11 protein-coding genes and 1 other annotated feature are annotated in these 16,221 nt (G+C 27.6%); of the genes, 8 read left to right on the top strand and 3 right to left on the bottom strand.

What is annotated here, in order from left to right; translation table 11 throughout:
* Positions 1–338 precede the first annotated feature (338 nt).
* Entirely contained in the window at positions 339–1,514 is a 1,176-nt protein-coding gene (locus HH195_RS10345) for a class I SAM-dependent rRNA methyltransferase (RefSeq protein ID WP_196371019.1), read from the bottom strand.
* 135 nt (positions 1,515–1,649) lie between these two features.
* On the opposite strand from HH195_RS10345, the gene HH195_RS10340 reads away from it, so the two are divergent.
* Both HH195_RS10340 and HH195_RS10335 read left to right on the top strand, forming a co-directional pair.
* Complete coding sequence (locus HH195_RS10340) at positions 1,650–3,572, top strand: ABC transporter ATP-binding protein (protein WP_196371018.1); 1,923 nt, start codon at positions 1,650–1,652, stop codon at positions 3,570–3,572.
* Between the two features lie 144 nt (positions 3,573–3,716).
* Positions 3,717–4,334, top strand: coding sequence for a DUF1643 domain-containing protein (locus HH195_RS10335; RefSeq protein WP_196371017.1), 618 nt, complete (start codon positions 3,717–3,719; stop codon positions 4,332–4,334).
* Positions 4,335–4,408: 74 nt separating this feature from the next.
* Here HH195_RS10335 and HH195_RS10330 read toward each other — a convergent pair whose 3' ends face one another.
* Positions 4,409–4,624: a (2Fe-2S)-binding protein gene (locus HH195_RS10330; RefSeq protein WP_196371016.1), complete on the bottom strand. Its 216-nt coding sequence runs from the start codon at positions 4,622–4,624 to the stop codon at positions 4,409–4,411.
* Positions 4,625–4,846: 222 nt separating this feature from the next.
* Here HH195_RS10330 and HH195_RS10325 point away from each other — a divergent pair, with 222 nt between their 5' ends.
* From HH195_RS10325 to HH195_RS10315, 3 genes are all read left to right on the top strand, one after another.
* Positions 4,847–6,184 carry a hypothetical protein gene (locus HH195_RS10325; protein WP_196371015.1) on the top strand — a complete coding sequence of 446 codons (1,338 nt, stop codon included), beginning with the start codon at positions 4,847–4,849 and terminating at the stop codon, positions 6,182–6,184.
* A gap of 39 nt (positions 6,185–6,223) precedes the next feature.
* Positions 6,224–6,503: a binding site (T-box leader), on the top strand.
* A gap of 137 nt (positions 6,504–6,640) precedes the next feature.
* On the top strand, positions 6,641–9,751 hold the full coding sequence (gene ileS / locus HH195_RS10320) for an isoleucine--tRNA ligase (RefSeq protein WP_196371014.1): 3,111 nt from the start codon (positions 6,641–6,643) through the stop codon (positions 9,749–9,751).
* A 374-nt stretch (positions 9,752–10,125) separates the two neighbouring features.
* Positions 10,126–11,124, top strand: coding sequence for a LacI family DNA-binding transcriptional regulator (locus tag HH195_RS10315; RefSeq protein WP_055258768.1), 999 nt, complete (start codon positions 10,126–10,128; stop codon positions 11,122–11,124).
* 72 nt (positions 11,125–11,196) lie between these two features.
* Here the strand turns inward: HH195_RS10315 and HH195_RS10310 are convergent, their stop codons facing one another.
* Entirely contained in the window at positions 11,197–11,382 is a 186-nt protein-coding gene (locus HH195_RS10310; protein ID WP_055258765.1) for a hypothetical protein, read from the bottom strand.
* A gap of 110 nt (positions 11,383–11,492) precedes the next feature.
* Between HH195_RS10310 and HH195_RS10305 the strand changes: the two genes are divergently transcribed.
* The 3 genes from HH195_RS10305 to adhE all read left to right on the top strand — a co-directional run bounded on the left by HH195_RS10305 (position 11,493) and on the right by adhE (position 15,735).
* Positions 11,493–12,068: a nucleoside recognition domain-containing protein gene (locus tag HH195_RS10305; protein ID WP_196371013.1), complete on the top strand. Its 576-nt coding sequence runs from the start codon at positions 11,493–11,495 to the stop codon at positions 12,066–12,068.
* Between the two features lie 9 nt (positions 12,069–12,077).
* On the top strand, positions 12,078–12,602 hold the full coding sequence (locus tag HH195_RS10300; RefSeq protein ID WP_058993366.1) for a spore maturation protein: 525 nt from the start codon (positions 12,078–12,080) through the stop codon (positions 12,600–12,602).
* Positions 12,603–13,146: 544 nt separating this feature from the next.
* Positions 13,147–15,735, top strand: coding sequence for a bifunctional acetaldehyde-CoA/alcohol dehydrogenase (gene adhE / locus HH195_RS10295; RefSeq protein ID WP_196371012.1), 2,589 nt, complete (start codon positions 13,147–13,149; stop codon positions 15,733–15,735).
* The last annotated feature ends 486 nt before the right edge of the window (positions 15,736–16,221 follow it).

Here is a 16,221-nt window from a genome sequence, read left to right as displayed (position 1 = left end):
GAGGAAATATAAAGGATAGGAAGGTTTTTGAAATATATAATACTTTAAATTAGATAATTATGGATTAAAGAATTTGAAAAAATTTAATATATAATTTAATAATAGAAGACTATATTAAATATTCTTCTTATACTATTTTTAGATATTATAAGCGTAGATATTTAACATAGTCTTGCATTTATATAAATTAAATATTATATAAAATAAGTTATATAATATTTAAATTAAAGTAGCCAAGCAGGATATTTTTTAAAATATCCGTGCTACATTATTATATTTTCCAAAATAATTTAGATAATTCTAAGAAATTTATGGAATTTATTAAATTAACTTAAAAACTAAATAACTTGAAATATAAAAAATTTTAAATAATAAGACTCATCTGAATTCCAAAGAATTGGATGATCTGAACTTTGTGTTCTAACTTCAATTTGCCTTAGAGTTCTTCTTGCATCATGGGCAGCTTCTAAAACTGTTTTTTTAAGTTGTTCTTCACTCATATAATGAGAACAAGAGCAGGTTGCAAAATAGCCACCTTTCTTTACCATTTTTAATCCTCTAAGATTTATTTCTTTGTAGCCCCTTATTGCTTGTTTTATTGTATTTCTAGATTTTGTGAAAGCTGGAGGGTCTAATATAACAACATCAAATTCTTTTCTATTTCTTGACCATTCTCCTAAAACATCAAATGCGTTATGACATTCAAATTTTACTGTGTTTTGAAGATTATTAAGCATGGCATTTCTAGTTGCACAGTCTACTGCATGTTGAGATACATCAATACCTAAAACTGATTTAGCACCTGCTATTCCAGCATTTAATGCAAAAGAACCTGTGTGTGTAAAGCAATCTAGAACATCTTTATTTTTACAAATCCTATGAATTGCAGCTCTATTTTCTTTTTGATCTAAGAAAAATCCAGTTTTTTGTCCGTTTTCTAAATCTACTATATATTTAACACCATTTTCAATTATTTCTATGTCTGTATTAAAAGGCTTGGTTAAAAATCCTTTAGTTTGCTCTAAACCTTCTATTTCTCTAGTTTTTATATCACTTCTTTCGTAAACACCTTTTGCATTATATTCTTCAACTAAGATTTTAACTATTAGGTCTTTATACTGTTCCATACCTAAAGTTGATATTTGAATTACATAATAATCTTCAAATTTATCTACAGTAAGTCCTGGTAAAAAGTCAGCTTCGCCAAAGATAAATCTGCAAGAAGATGTGTCAATTACAGTTTTTCTATAATCCCAAGCATCTTTAAATCTTTTTTTGAAAAACTCTTCATTAATTTCTTCATTTATATCACGAGTCATTATTCTAATTGTTATTTTACTTCTGTCATTTATGTAGCCTTTTCCTAAAAAATAGCCTTTATGATTATAAACTTCAACTATATCTCCATTTTCATAATCACCATCATATTCATTAATTTCATCAATATAAACCCATGGTCTACCTTGTTCTACTCTTTTGTTTTTTCCTTGATGTAAATAAAATTTACTCGCCATAAAATTTCTCCTCTCAAACTATTAGCTTTAAAGATTATAACATAAAATGATTAATTATTGATGTTTATAAATTCTTTAATAAAATTGAGTGTTATATTATAATGAAGTTAATATTCTTAGAAAAGGATGATAAAAATGAATTTAATTACGTTGGAAAATATAACGAAAAGCTATTCAGAAAAAAATTTGGTTAATAATATATCTTTAGGAATAAATGAAGGAGAGAAAATAGGTCTTATTGGTGTAAATGGAACAGGAAAATCTACCTTTTTAAAAATTATTGCAGGTATAGAAGAGTGTGATAGTGGAAGTATTACAAAGGGAAATAGGGTTAGAATAGAATATTTATCTCAAAATCCTGATTATGATAATGAATTAACTGTTATAGAGCAAGTATTTAGAGGAAATTCTAAAGAAATGCAAATTATAAGAGAATATGAGGAAGTTTTAGAAAAAATAAATTCAAATACAGCAGATGAAAGTTTACATAAAAAACTTATAAATCTTCAAGGGGAAATAGATAGTTTAAATCTTTGGGATTTAGAAAGTGAGGCTAAAATAGTTTTAACAAAGCTTGGTATAGAAGATTTTAATGCTAAAGTGGGGAATTTATCTGGGGGACAAAGAAAGAGAGTGATGTTAGCTTCAGCTCTTATAACTCCGTGTGAGCTTTTGATTTTAGATGAGCCTACAAATCATTTAGATAATGAAACTATAAACTGGCTTGAGGAATATTTAAATAAAAGAAAAGGTGCTCTTTTAATGATTACTCATGACAGGTATTTTTTAGATAGAGTAACTAATAGAATTTTAGAATTAGATAGAGGAAGATTATTTAGTTATGATGGAAATTACTCTATGTTCTTAGAAAAAAAGATGGAAAGATTAGAGATTGAACAAGCAAATGAGGATAAAAGACAAAATCTTATAAGAAAAGAATTAGCTTGGGTTAGACGAGGAGCAAAAGCTAGAAGCACTAAACAAAAAGCAAGACTTGATAGGTTTCATGATTTGACTTCTCAAGAAGGATTAGTAACCAATGATAATATTGAGATTTCTGTTATGAGTAGTAGGTTAGGTAAGAAAGTAATAGAACTTCATGATATTTCAGAGACTTTTGGGGACAAAAAAATAATAAATGATTTTAGCTATATAGTTTTAAGAAATGATAGGATAGGTATAGTTGGACAAAATGGGGTTGGAAAATCAACTCTTATAAAAATTTTAGAGGGAAAATTAATTGCAGATAGTGGGGAAGTTATAAAAGGTGAAACAGTAAAGATTGGTTGTTTCTCTCAAGATGATAGTCACATGAATCCTGATATGAGAGTTTTAGAATATGTAAAAGAAGCAGGAGAATATTTACCAACAGCAACAGGTGATAGAATAACTGCCTCTCAAATGTGTGAAAAGTTTTTATTTGATGGAACTATGCAGTGGACTTTAATTGGAAAATTATCAGGTGGTGAAAGAAGAAGACTTCATCTTTTAAAGATTCTTATGGAAGCTCCAAATGTATTGCTTTTAGATGAACCTACTAATGATTTAGATATAGAAACATTAAAAATTTTAGAAGACTATTTAGATGATTTTAACGGTGCAGTTATAACAGTATCTCATGATAGATATTTCTTGGATAGAATTTGCAATAAGATATTTTCTTATGAAGGAAAAGGTGAGATAAAAAAATATGAAGGAAATTATAGTGATTATTTAATCCACAAGGAAAAAGATAAAGTTGTTGATAAAGAAGAAAAAACTGTGGATAAAAATAAAATTTCTGTGAATAAAAAAGTTGAAAAAATTAGAGAGAAAAAATTAAAATTTACTTTTAAAGAGCAAAAGGAATTTGAAACTATTGATAGTGATATAGAGATTTTAGAGAATAAAATTATATCATTAGATGAAGAAATGAGCAAATATTCTAGTGATTTTTCAAAACTTCAAGAACTTATGAAGGAAAAAGAAGAGGTCGAAAAGAATTTAGAATTTAAATATGAAAGATGGGAATATTTAAATGACTTAGCTCAAAAAATAGAGGAAAGTAAGAAACAATAGTGTTAAGTTATGCATATATTTAGATTATGCTAAATAATATGATAGTGAGTTGCCATATATTTTATGGCAACTTATATCAGGGTTTAAAATTTAATTATCATAATTTAAAAAAATACAATATGAGTATAAAAAGGGGACTATAATATGCAAAAGAATAATCATTTTAAGTTTTTTAAAGATAATAACATAGAAAAAATAATTGATGAAGTTGAAGATAGAATTTTTAAGATTGTTGTACCTATAAACAAAGAAAATAAAAATTCGATTCTTATAGTTTTAAAGGTACCAAAACCTTATCAATTAGAAAATTCAATGAAAAGTTTAAAAAGAGCTACAAAGTATCTTTTAGACCATGATGATGAATTTGGAGGAATAAAAAGAATTAGTTTTGTATTTGTTTTTCCGTGCATTGAGTATACAAAATATGCTTTAGAAGAAATATTCAAAACAAAAGGAGAATTATTCTTATTAGGCAACGAGGGAATATGGCAAAATGGTGAATTTATAAAAAATGATTTAGTAATATTTGAAGAAATGATAGATTGTAATCATATTATTTTTGCTTGGGGGGAACCGCCAATAGGATTAAAATCTATTTTTGAAGATAGAATACAATATATATTAAAGGGTTATAAAACTGTTAAAAATAATTGTTTTGATTTAAAAAAGACCTATGTTGTCGGAAGTAGTACAAGCCAAGGATATCCAAGAGCTTGTTCATCATGGGCAAAAGATATGGAACTTATTGAATGGCAAATTTAAACTATAAAACTTATAGTAATATTAGGAGCAAGAAAATTAAGGCTATGATTATCGTAATCATAGCCTTAAAGTAATTAATTATTCATTTCAGTTATTAAATTTTCTATTTTAAGTTTACATCTAGAACCTTTACATGAACCAGTACAAGCAGCAGTATCTTTTATAACTTTATCTAATGTATCAGCTCCTAATTTTATTGATTCTTTAATTTTAGCTTTTGATATAGCTTTACATACACAAACTTTAGTCATTTTATCTAAAACAATTTCTTGTAAATCTTTATTATCCATAAAAATTCCTCCTAGTGCTTAATTATAGCAGTTAGTTTAAATTACTATTTATAAAGGATATTTTAATTAATTTAATTATATCAAAATAAGTCATAAACATAAATAATAATAAATGTTTATTAATAACAAAAATAAATATTTAAAATATTTTTAATGTTTGTTTAATTAAATAAAAAAGTGGGTAATATCATAGCTAGAATTAGAAAGTGTTAGGAGATGTGCATGAAAAAGAAAAGTAGAGTTATAGTGCTATTACTTGTATTTTTAATTTTTTTTATTTCAAATAATGCTTTAGGAGTTGAAATAGAAAACATTTTAGAAAGAGAAGAAGTTTATGAAAATAAAGATTACGAAGAATTACAAAAAATAAATAATGAACTAGATGATAATAAAGAAGAAAAAATAGATATTTTAAATTATAGTAAATGCATTTTAGAAATTGAGAGATTATACGATTTATTGAATGGAGATTACAGCAATTATAATTACGAAGAAATTGTTGATGAGTTTTTGCAAGTAAATTTAAATGATTTAAATGATATTATAAGATATCTAAATGATATATATGCTGTAAATGATGAAATTAAAGAGAAAATTATAGATTTAAATGATGGTAAGATTAATACCGTTTATGAAATAACAGATATTTTAGAAAAAATTATTTTATATTATACAGACTATAAGTTTGAAGAAGATAAATGCATGGAATTAAATAATAAAGAGAGTACAGAATTAGAAGATACACATATGCATGATGAGATAATTTATGTAAAGGATAGTTATGATATCAATGAAATTAATAATTCTTTAGATATAGAAAATTCAATCCAAAATGTTGAAACATCTGAAGAGTTATTAAGTGATAATAGGGTTAGAGAAGTGTCTGAAAGAGATAATTCTAATATTATATATAGCGCTGATACGAAAAATGTTAATAAAAATGAAGAAAGCTATAAGGTTAATGTTTCAAACTTAGAAATAATAAAAGAAAATGATAAATTAAAAATAACTTTTAAAATAGATAGTAATTTAGATTTGAAAAATGAAAAAAATGATTTGAAAATATATATAGGAAATAAGAAAATGGATAATAAAATATTAATAACTAAGGATAAAAATATAGAAAAATACTTATATTTAGAAAATATAACTAGTATATCTGGAGATATTTTAAAATTTGGTAAGGATGATATTTTAGTAGATGGAATGTATACAGTTATTTTAAGTGATGAAGAGCAAAAAGAACTAAATAGTGTCGGATTAGAAAATCTAATAATAAAAGCACAAGTTAATTCGGATAATAAAGTTAGCAGTGTAGTTGGATATTTAAAAGAAGAAATTGCTTTAGAAAATAGTAATTTAAATAGTTTGAATGATAAAAATGAAACTCCATTGTTAATAGCGGAAAGTGATAGTGAAAATGAAAAAAGTCAAAAAGATATTGCTAATACATTACCTAAAACAGGAATATTACCAGTTAATTATTTGTCTTTATATGTAGGTATTTTCATGGTTTTATTAGGAAGCTTTTTTATTGGGTATAAAAAAATAGATAACTAGACTTTATTGACTTTTTTAGGAGGCTATTATATAATTTTTTTAGTAACTTTGATCAGGGCAAGTACTTAAATTAAAGCCTTTTAGAGAGTGATTGGTTGGTGAAAAATCATAGGAAATTTAAGGAATATCACCTGTGAGTTGGATGCTGAACGAAAGTTTTATTTTTATTAAGTTATCCCGTTTATCCACGTTACAGGATTAAGGCATAATATGTGCTTTTACGAAACTTAGCAAGAAACCTTACTTATATAATTTTAAAATTTATTGCTAAGATAACTATGCAATTTAGGTGGTACAGCGAATATACTTCGTCCTTTAGAGGACGGAGTTTTTTGTTTTTAAAGGATTTTTTATATACCTGTCTAAAATTTACTTAGTAAGCAAATAATTAATTAGTAAACCAATAATTAATTATTTATTATGATATACATTTAATAATGAAAGGAGTTTAGGTTAATGTATAAGAAAGTTGAACTTCCAAAATCAGGTTTTGTTGGAATCGAAAAAGATATAGCTGATTTTTGGAAAGAAAAAGATATAAAGCAAAAGAATTTTGATATGAATAAAGATGGAGAATATTTTACTTTTTATGATGGACCTCCAACTGCAAATGGAAAACCTCATGTAGGTCATGTTTTAACTAGGGTTATGAAGGATATTATTCCAAGATACAAAGTTATGAAAGGGCATAAGGTTATAAGAAAAGCAGGTTGGGATACTCACGGGTTACCAGTTGAGCTTGAAATAGAAAAGAAGCTTGGAATTTCAGGAAAACCTCAAATAGAGGAATATGGAGTTGAAAAGTTCGTTAAAGAATGTAAGGAAAGCGTATTTACTTATGTAAGCATGTGGGAAAAAATGACTGACCAAATAGGATATTGGGTAGATATGGAACATCCTTACGTTACTTATCATAATAATTATATAGAATCAGTATGGTGGGCTTTAAAACAAATGTGGGATAAAGACTTACTTTATAAGGGTCATAAAGTTATGCCATATTGCCCAAGATGTGGAACAGCTTTATCTTCTCATGAAGTTGCTCAAGGATATAAAGATGTTAAAGACTTAACTGCAATTGCTAAATTTAAAGTAGCAGGAGAAGATAATAAATATATATTAGCTTGGACAACAACTCCGTGGACATTACCTTCAAATCTAGCTTTATGTATAAACAAGGCATATACATATGTTGAAGCAAAAGTTGAGGATGAAATAGTTATATTGGCTAAGGATTTAGCACCAAAAGTTTTAGGTGAAGATTATGAAATAATTAGAGAATTTCCTGGAACAGAATTACTTGGAACTAAATACGAACAATTAATGCCTTTTGGAAAAGTTGAGGGAAAAGCTTTTGAGGTAATTCATGGTGATTATGTAACTTTATCAGATGGTACTGGTATTGTTCATATAGCTCCAGCTTATGGTGAGGATGATAGTTTAGTTGCCAAAGCTAATGGAATTACTTTTATAAACTTAGTTGATAGAGAAGGTAAATTCGTAGAAGAAGTTACTCCATGGGCAGGTAAGTTTGTAAAGAAATGTGATGAAAGTATTTGTAAATGGCTTGAGGAAAATAACAAATTATTTAAAGCTGAAAAGCACCTTCACTCATATCCACATTGTTGGAGATGTGATACACCACTTCTTTACTATCCAAAAGAGAGTTGGTTTGTTGCAATGACAACTCTTAGAGATAAGTTATTAGCAAATAACAATAAAATAAATTGGTATCCAGACAACATAAGAACAGGTAGATTTGGTAAGTTCTTAGAGAATGTTATTGATTGGGGAATATCAAGAGATAGATATTGGGGAACTCCTCTTCCAATATGGGAATGTGAATGTGGTCATAGAGAATGTATAGGAAGTGTTGAAGAGCTTAAGGCGAAGGGAATTAATGTTCCAGATGGAATAGAACTTCATAAACCATTTATAGATAATGTTCATATTAAATGTGAAAAATGTGGAAAAGAAATGACTAGAACAGCAGAGGTTATTGACTGTTGGTTTGACTCAGGTTCAATGCCATTTGCTCAACACCATTATCCATTTGAAAACAAAGAATTATTTGAACAAAACTATCCAGCTCAATTTATATCAGAAGCTGTAGACCAAACAAGAGGATGGTTCTATACATTACTTGCTACATCAACAGCAATTTTTGATAGAAATCCATTTGAAAATTGTATAGTTTTAGGTCACGTTTTAGATAAAAAAGGATTAAAAATGTCAAAATCTAAAGGAAATGTAGTTGATCCATTTAGCGTTTTAGATACACAAGGTGCAGATGCTACAAGATGGCATTTCTATACTGCAAGTGCTCCATGGCTTCCAACAAGATTTTCAATAGATGATGTTGCAGAAACTCAAAGAAAGTTCTTAAGTACATTATGGAATGTATACTCATTCTATGTTTTATATGCAGAACTTGATAACTTTAATCCATTAGATTACAAAGACTTTGTATCAGATAATGTAATGGATAAATGGATGATGTCAAAGCTTAATACTTTAGTTAAAGATATTGATGAACATTTAGATAATTACAGAATAACTCAAGCAGCTTTAGAAATTGAAGAGTTTACAGATGAGTTATCAAACTGGTATGTAAGAAGAAATAGGGCAAGATTCTGGTCAGAAGAATTAACTGATGATAAGATAGGTGCGTATACAACTTTATACAGAGTTTTAACCACTTTAGTTAAAGTAGCTGCTCCTTTTGTTCCATTTGTAACAGAAGAAATATATCAAAATTTAGTGGTTAATTTAGATAAAGAAGCTAAGGAAAGTGTTCATTTATGCATATGGCCAGAAGTTTCAGAAAAGGCTATAAACAAAGAGTTAGAAAAAGAAATGGACTTAGCGTATAGATTAGTTAAGCTTGGAAGAAGTGCAAGAAATGCTGCTAATATTAAGAATAGACAGCCACTTTCAGAAATGTTAATATCAACAGATGCTCTTCCAAAATATTATGGAGATATAATAAAAGATGAACTTAATATAAAAGCAGTTCAATTTGGAGCTGATTTATCTGCTCATGTTAAGTTTGAAATAAAACCTAACCTACCTGTTTTAGGAAAGGCTTATGGTAAACTTATACCTGCAATAAGAAAAGAAATAGCTAGCAAAAATCAAATGGAACTTGCACAAAAACTTCAAAATGGAGAAGTAGAAGTTATAAATGTTAATGGAGTAGAGATTGAACTTAATAAAGAAAATTTACTTGTAACAATGCAAGGTTTAGAAGGATATGCATTTGCTGGTGAAGGACAAATTGGTGTAGTTTTAGATACTACTATTACAAATGAGTTAAGAGAAGAAGGTCATGTAAGAGAAATAATATCAAAAATTCAAAATATGAGAAAAGAAAATGGATTTGAAGTTTTAGATAGAATAACTCTTTATTTAGCTAACAATGATATGCTTATGGATGTTGTTAAAAAGTTTGAAGATACAATAAAGAAAGATACTTTAACAGAAAAAGTTGTTTACGGTTCTGATAAAAATTATGTGGATACTGTAATAAACGGTGAAAATTTAGGTATAATTGTTGAAAAAATCTAGTTGTTAGTTGATATGAAAACTGAGTATTGGCTTAAGTTATAAAGCCAATACTCTTTTTAAATTATTATAAATTTTAATGATTTAGTGATGCAAATAATTGCATAGTTAGATAAAACGTATTAATATTATTAGGTAGACTAATTTAACAACTGTTATTTTAGAATAAAATGTTTATGTTATTACAAAGAATAAGTATATGATTTTTAAAATCAATATAGCTAAATTTGGTTAAATACTAAGTTTTTGAGTTGAATAATAAAAAATGGATAAATATAAATCCCTTGTATAAAATGATACTAAATATTATAATAGATTATTGGTGAAAAAATGAGGGTTGATTAAATTAAATATTTTAAAGAGGAGATGAAAAGTACATGGCAGCTTCAATTAAAGATGTAGCAAAAGAGGCAGGTGTATCTATTGCTACTGTATCAAGAGTATTGAATGATATAGATGTAGTAAATGAAGAAACTAAAAAGAAGGTTTTAGAAGCAATAAAAAAATTAGGTTATAGACCTAATATTGTTGCTAGAAGTTTAAAAACTCAAAGAACTAGAACAATAGGAATACTTATCCCTGATATATCAAATCAATTTTATCCTGAAATAGTAAGAGGGGCTGAGGATGTGGCAAACATTTATGGTTATAATGTTATGCTTTGCAACTCTGATTTTGATACGGATAAGGAAAAAGAATATTTAAGAGTTTTAAAAGAAAAGATGGTTGATGGAGTTCTTTATATGAGTTCTTCATTAGAAAATGATATATTAGATTTAATAAATGAATTAGATGTAAAAACGGTATTAGTTGAAACAGATGATAAAAATGCTGATTTGCCAAGTGTTACAATAGATAATGTAAAAGCTACATATGAAGTAACTAAATACTTAATAGATAAAGACATTAGAGATATAGCTTTTATAGGTGTTAGCAGAGAAGATAATAATGCTTGGAAAAAAAGATTTACTGGATATAAAAATGCATTGCAAGAAAGTAATATAGAGTTTAGAGAAGAGTTCACATATTTCCATAACTTAAAAGTGGAAACAGGATACACTGGGGTTATAGAGATGTTAAATAGAGGAGTAAGTCCAAAAGCAATAGTATGTGCATCTGATGAAATTGCCATGGGTGCAATAAATGCTCTAAGAGATAAAGGTTTAAAAGTTCCAGAAGATGTAAGTGTTGTAGGTTTTAACGATATAGATCTTGCAAGAGCCTTTTATCCTAAATTAACAACAGTTTATCAACCAATGTATGATATGGGTTCTGTTGCTATGAGAATGCTTATAAAACTTATAAATAATAAAGTTTTAGAAGAAGGACATTTTGTATTAAACTATAAGTTAGTTGAAAGAGATAGTTGTAAATAATTATTAAAAGTTTTATTATTGATAGCAATAAAAAAGGCAGAGGAATTAATCCTTCTGCTTTTTTTATTTATATTATAAAATACCCTCAGTTTTAAGAATGCTTTCTAAATCTTGAACCTTTTTTGTAAGGGAAACGAATTGTTCCTTTAAAACTTCTTTTGACAAGTCATTTGAATCTAATATTTGCTCTAAATTTTCAACAGCTTTTAAAGCATTTTCCACTTCTTGTTGAGCTAGTTTTAAATTGTCTTCGTTCATAAAAATTCTCCTTTGGATTAAATAAAATATAACTGTTAATTTTATGTTATCACTACTAAATGGTTAATGCAAGGCATATATTAATATGAGATTAATAATTAGGAGATAATATGATAAATTACATATGGTTTTTTATAATAGCTTCAGGAGTATTATTTGGAGTATTTACAGGGCAAGGAGCAGTTATATCAAAAGGTGTTATAGAATCAACTGAAAGTGCTACAAGATTTGTAATATCATTAGTTGGAATTATGTGCTTTTGGTGTGGAGTTATGAAGGTTGCTGAAAAAAGTGGATTGACAGCTAAAATTGCTAAGCTTTTAAAACCAATACTAAAAATGATTTTTAAAGAGAGTGCTAAAAGTGAAGAGGCGCTAGGGGCAATTGTTATGAACTTAACTGCTAATATGCTTGGTCTTTCAAATGCAGCAACTCCTTTTGGTATAAAAGCTATGGAAGAGTTAGAAAACATAAATAATAAAAAAGGAATTGCATCAAATGATATGGCTCTTTTTTTAGTTATGAATGCATGTTGTATTCAGCTTTTACCATCTACCGTAATATCTATAAGGGCAGCTGCAGGATCAAATAATCCAGCAATTATAATACTTCCAGCATTAATATCAACTGCAGTAGCGTGTATTGTTGGAATTATATGTTGCAAAATACTTCAAAGATATTTTTAGAGGTGCTATATGGGAAATTATTTATCAAGTAGTTTAGTTCCATTAATACTTTTAATTATAGTGTGTTATGGAATGATTAAAGGTGTTAAAGTTTATGAGTGGTTTATAGAAGGTGCGAAAGATGGACTTAAAGTTTGTATAAGAATATTTCCTCCGCTTCTTGCTATGCTTGTAGCTGTAAGAATATTTAAAGATGCTAATCTTTTGAATTTACTTAATAATTTTTTTGCACCAATAGTTAGTTTGATAGGTCTTCCAAAGGAATTAGTTCCATTAGTTTTCATAAAACCTTTATCAGGTAGTGGTGCTCTTGGGATTTTTACAGAAATAATAAATACTGTTGGGGCTGATACTAAAACAGGACTTATAGCTTCAGTAATAATGGGTGGAACAGAAACTATATTTTATACAATAACAGTTTACTTTGGTGCAGTTGGTATAAAGAAAATAAGGCATACTCTTTGGGGAGCAGTTATGGCAGATTTGGTAGCTATAATAATGGCTATATTTATGACTAATCTATTGTTTTTTTAAACCTTGCTTAATGTGTTTAAGTAAGGTTTTTTATAGTTGGAAGAACTCAAACTAAATTTGTAATAAAATAAACATTTATTTTAGTTTATAAAAAACAGGTTATTTATAAAAAAATTAGGGCGTATGGACTATTATCAATACATATTAATAAATGTAAATAAAAAGTAAAAAAATAAAAAAAAGGTGAATATATAAGTAATATGAAATAAAAAAGAGAATTTTAAAGGTAATAGTTAACAATTTAACTATAAGGCTAAAAATGAAATTAGTAACATATTAACATATATGTTAAAATAATAACATAATGAGAAATGAAAAATAATAAAAACTTGTGAAAATAAAAGTTTTTGTGTAAAGATTGATTTGAAATTGCAATAACGGTAGTTAAATTATTAACTTCTAATATTGATTAGTAAAATTTAAAGTATTTAAATTTTGTATATTACATAATAGATTTTGATATTTAATTATCATAAATTATAGATATATTTTAAGAGGGGAGAATATTGTAAAGAGTATTCTTTATAATAAGGTGTAATTAGCTATGAAAGTAACAAATATGGATGAACTTTTAGAAAGAATTTCTCAAATAAGAGAAGCACAAAAAATATATTCAACATATACTCAAGAACAAGTTGATGAAATTTTTAGACAAGCTGCTTTGGCTGCTAATAATGCTAGAATAAAATTAGCTAAAATGGCTGTTGAAGAATCAGGAATGGGGATTGTAGAAGATAAAGTTATAAAAAATCACTTTGCTTCTGAATATATATATAATAAATATAAAAATGAAAAAACTTGTGGAGTTATAGATAGTGATGTTGCTTTTGGTATAACAAAAGTTGCTGAACCAATAGGTGTTGTTGCAGCAGTAGTTCCAACTACAAACCCAACATCGACTGCAATATTTAAGGCTCTTATAGCTTTAAAAACTAGAAATGGTATAATTTTTTCACCACACCCAAGAGCCAAGAATGCAACAATTGAAGCTGCAAGAATAGTTTTAGAAGCTGCTGTTAAAGCTGGAGCACCTAAAAATATAATAGGTTGGATTGATGAACCATCTTTAGAAATGACTCAAAGAGTAATGTCAGAATGTGATATAACATTAGCAACTGGAGGCCCTGGAATGGTTAAGGCTGCATACTCATCAGGAAAACCAGCAATCGGAGTTGGAGCAGGTAATACACCAGCAATAATTGATGATACAGCTCATATAAAAATGGCAGTAAGTTCAATATTAATGTCTAAGACTTTTGATAATGGAGTTATTTGTGCTTCTGAACAAACAGTTTTAGTTATGGATTCTATTTATAATGAGGTTAGAAAGGAATTTGCTGATAGAGGAGCTTATTTCTTAAAGAGCGATGAAATAGATAAGGTGAGAAAAACTATAATAGTAAATGGTGGGTTAAATGCTAAAATAGTTGGACAATCTGCATTTAAAATAGCAGAACTTGCTGGAGTTAGTGTTCCAGAAGATGCTAAGGTATTAATTGGGGAGGTTGAATCAGTTGAACTTGAAGAAGAATTCTCTCATGAAAAATTATCTCCAGTACTTGGAATGTATAGAGTTAAAACATTTGATGAAGCTTTAGCTAAAGCAGAGAGATTAGTTGAGCTTGGAGGATTTGGTCATACTTCAGTTTTATATACAAATACACAAATATCAAAGGATAGGGTTAAAAAGTTTGGAGCTACTATGAAAACTGGTAGAACAATAATTAACATGCCATCAACTCAAGGAGCTATAGGAGATATTTATAATTTCAAATTAGCACCATCTTTAACACTTGGTTGTGGCTCATGGGGAGGAAACTCAGTTTCTGAAAATGTAGGACCTAAGCACTTGATAAATATTAAGAGTGTAGCTGAGAGGAGAGAAAATATGCTTTGGTTTAGGATGCCAGAAAAAGTATACTTTAAATATGGTTCATTGGGAGTTGCACTTCCAGAGCTTAAAGAAATGAAAAAGAAAAAAGCTTTTATAGTAACAGATAGAGTTTTAGCTGAGCTTGGATATGTTGATAAAATTACTAAGGTTTTAGATGAAAATGGAATAGATTTTAGAGTGTTCTCAGAAGTTGCACCAGATCCAACTTTAGCAATAGCTAGAAAAGGTGCTGAAGCTATGAGGAGTTATAACCCAGATGTAATTGTAGCATTAGGTGGAGGTTCACCAATGGATGCTGCTAAAATTATGTGGGTATTATATGAACATCCAGAGGTTAATTTCCATGATTTGGCTATGACATTCATGGATATTAGAAAGAGAGTGTATCCATTCCCTAAAATGGGTGAAAAAGCAATGATGGTTTCAATACCAACATCAGCTGGTACTGGTTCAGAAGTTACTCCATTTGCAGTTATAACTGATGAACAATCAGGGGTTAAATATCCACTTGCAGATTATGAATTAACTCCAGATATGGCGATAGTTGATGCAGAACTTATGATGAATATGCCAAAGGGATTAACAGCAGCATCAGGTATAGACGCTTTAGTTCATGCAATAGAGGCTTATGTTTCTGTTTTAGCATCAGAATTTACTAATGGATTAGCTTTAGAAGCAATAAGATTAGTATTTAAGTATCTTCCTCAAGCATACAATGAAGGAACTACAAATGTTAAAGCAAGAGAAAAAATGGCTCATGCATCAACAATAGCAGGAATGGCATTTGCAAATGCATTCTTAGGAATTTGTCACTCAATGGCTCATAAATTAGGAGCAGAACATCACATAGCACATGGTGTAGCTAATGGAATATTAATAGACCATGTTATAAGATTTAACGCTGTTGATAATCCAAGAAAACAAGCATCATTCCCACAATATAAGTATCCAAATGCTAAATGGAGATATGCAAAAATTGCTGAACATTTAAATTTAGGTGGAAAAAATGATGATGAAAAAGTAGAAAACTTAATAAAAGCAATACAAAATCTAAAAAAACAAATAAACCTTCCAAGTACAATTGCTGAGTGTGGAGTAACTAAGGAAGCTTTCTATAGCACATTAGATTCAATGACTGAAGATGCATTTGATGATCAATGTACAGGGGCTAATCCAAGATATCCATTAATGAGTGAATTAAAAGAAATGTATATAAATGCTTATAGTAATGAGGAATAAAAAATAATATTTTAAAATAAAAAAGACAGTAGATATTTAACAAACAATATTAACTGTCTTTTTTGTTATATTTTAATAATTAAATTTGTAACTTTGTTATAATTATGATTTTAATTTAAGGGTTTAATAGAATTTTATACATATTTATAGAAAAAAATGTTTTAAAATGCTTTAAAAAAATTGTATACACATAAGATATAGTTAATAATATGGAGAAAATTAAAGATAGAAGTTAATAAATTAACAATGTTAGCGATAATGGGGTGGAAAAACTGAATCAAATATGATAATATATTAACAGAAATAAGGTTTATATACAACATTAAATATAGACCATATATTAATTAATAGTAAGTAAAGTAATATTTATCAATAATAGTTAAAACATTAACATCTAAATAGTAATTAAGATTGAATTTTAAATTAAATAATAAGAGATACTAAGTTTGGTAAGTTATTATTTATTATTTAAATTATAAATACTTT

It is taken from the genome of Candidatus Sarcina troglodytae (assembly GCF_015708635.1).
Taxonomy (GTDB): domain Bacteria; phylum Bacillota; class Clostridia; order Clostridiales; family Clostridiaceae; genus Sarcina; species Sarcina ventriculi.
Note: the sequence above shows the minus strand (reverse complement) of the source record. Positions and strands in the feature narration are given on the sequence as shown.

What these genes read in the sequence shown, in the direction of transcription:
- ileS (WP_196371014.1), top strand. Translation starts at nt 6,641, where the DNA reads ATGTATAAGAAAGTTGAACTTCCAAAATCAGGTTTTGTTGGAATCGAA.
- HH195_RS10335 (WP_196371017.1), top strand. Translation starts at nt 3,717, where the DNA reads ATGCAAAAGAATAATCATTTTAAGTTTTTTAAAGATAATAACATAGAA.
- HH195_RS10310 (WP_055258765.1), bottom strand. Translation starts at nt 11,382, where the DNA reads ATGAACGAAGACAATTTAAAACTAGCTCAACAAGAAGTGGAAAATGCT.
- adhE (WP_196371012.1), top strand. Translation starts at nt 13,147, where the DNA reads ATGAAAGTAACAAATATGGATGAACTTTTAGAAAGAATTTCTCAAATA.
- HH195_RS10305 (WP_196371013.1), top strand. Translation starts at nt 11,493, where the DNA reads ATGATAAATTACATATGGTTTTTTATAATAGCTTCAGGAGTATTATTT.
- HH195_RS10330 (WP_196371016.1), bottom strand. Translation starts at nt 4,624, where the DNA reads ATGGATAATAAAGATTTACAAGAAATTGTTTTAGATAAAATGACTAAA.
- HH195_RS10300 (WP_058993366.1), top strand. Translation starts at nt 12,078, where the DNA reads ATGGGAAATTATTTATCAAGTAGTTTAGTTCCATTAATACTTTTAATT.
- HH195_RS10315 (WP_055258768.1), top strand. Translation starts at nt 10,126, where the DNA reads ATGGCAGCTTCAATTAAAGATGTAGCAAAAGAGGCAGGTGTATCTATT.
- HH195_RS10325 (WP_196371015.1), top strand. Translation starts at nt 4,847, where the DNA reads ATGAAAAAGAAAAGTAGAGTTATAGTGCTATTACTTGTATTTTTAATT.
- HH195_RS10340 (WP_196371018.1), top strand. Translation starts at nt 1,650, where the DNA reads ATGAATTTAATTACGTTGGAAAATATAACGAAAAGCTATTCAGAAAAA.
- HH195_RS10345 (WP_196371019.1), bottom strand. Translation starts at nt 1,514, where the DNA reads ATGGCGAGTAAATTTTATTTACATCAAGGAAAAAACAAAAGAGTAGAA.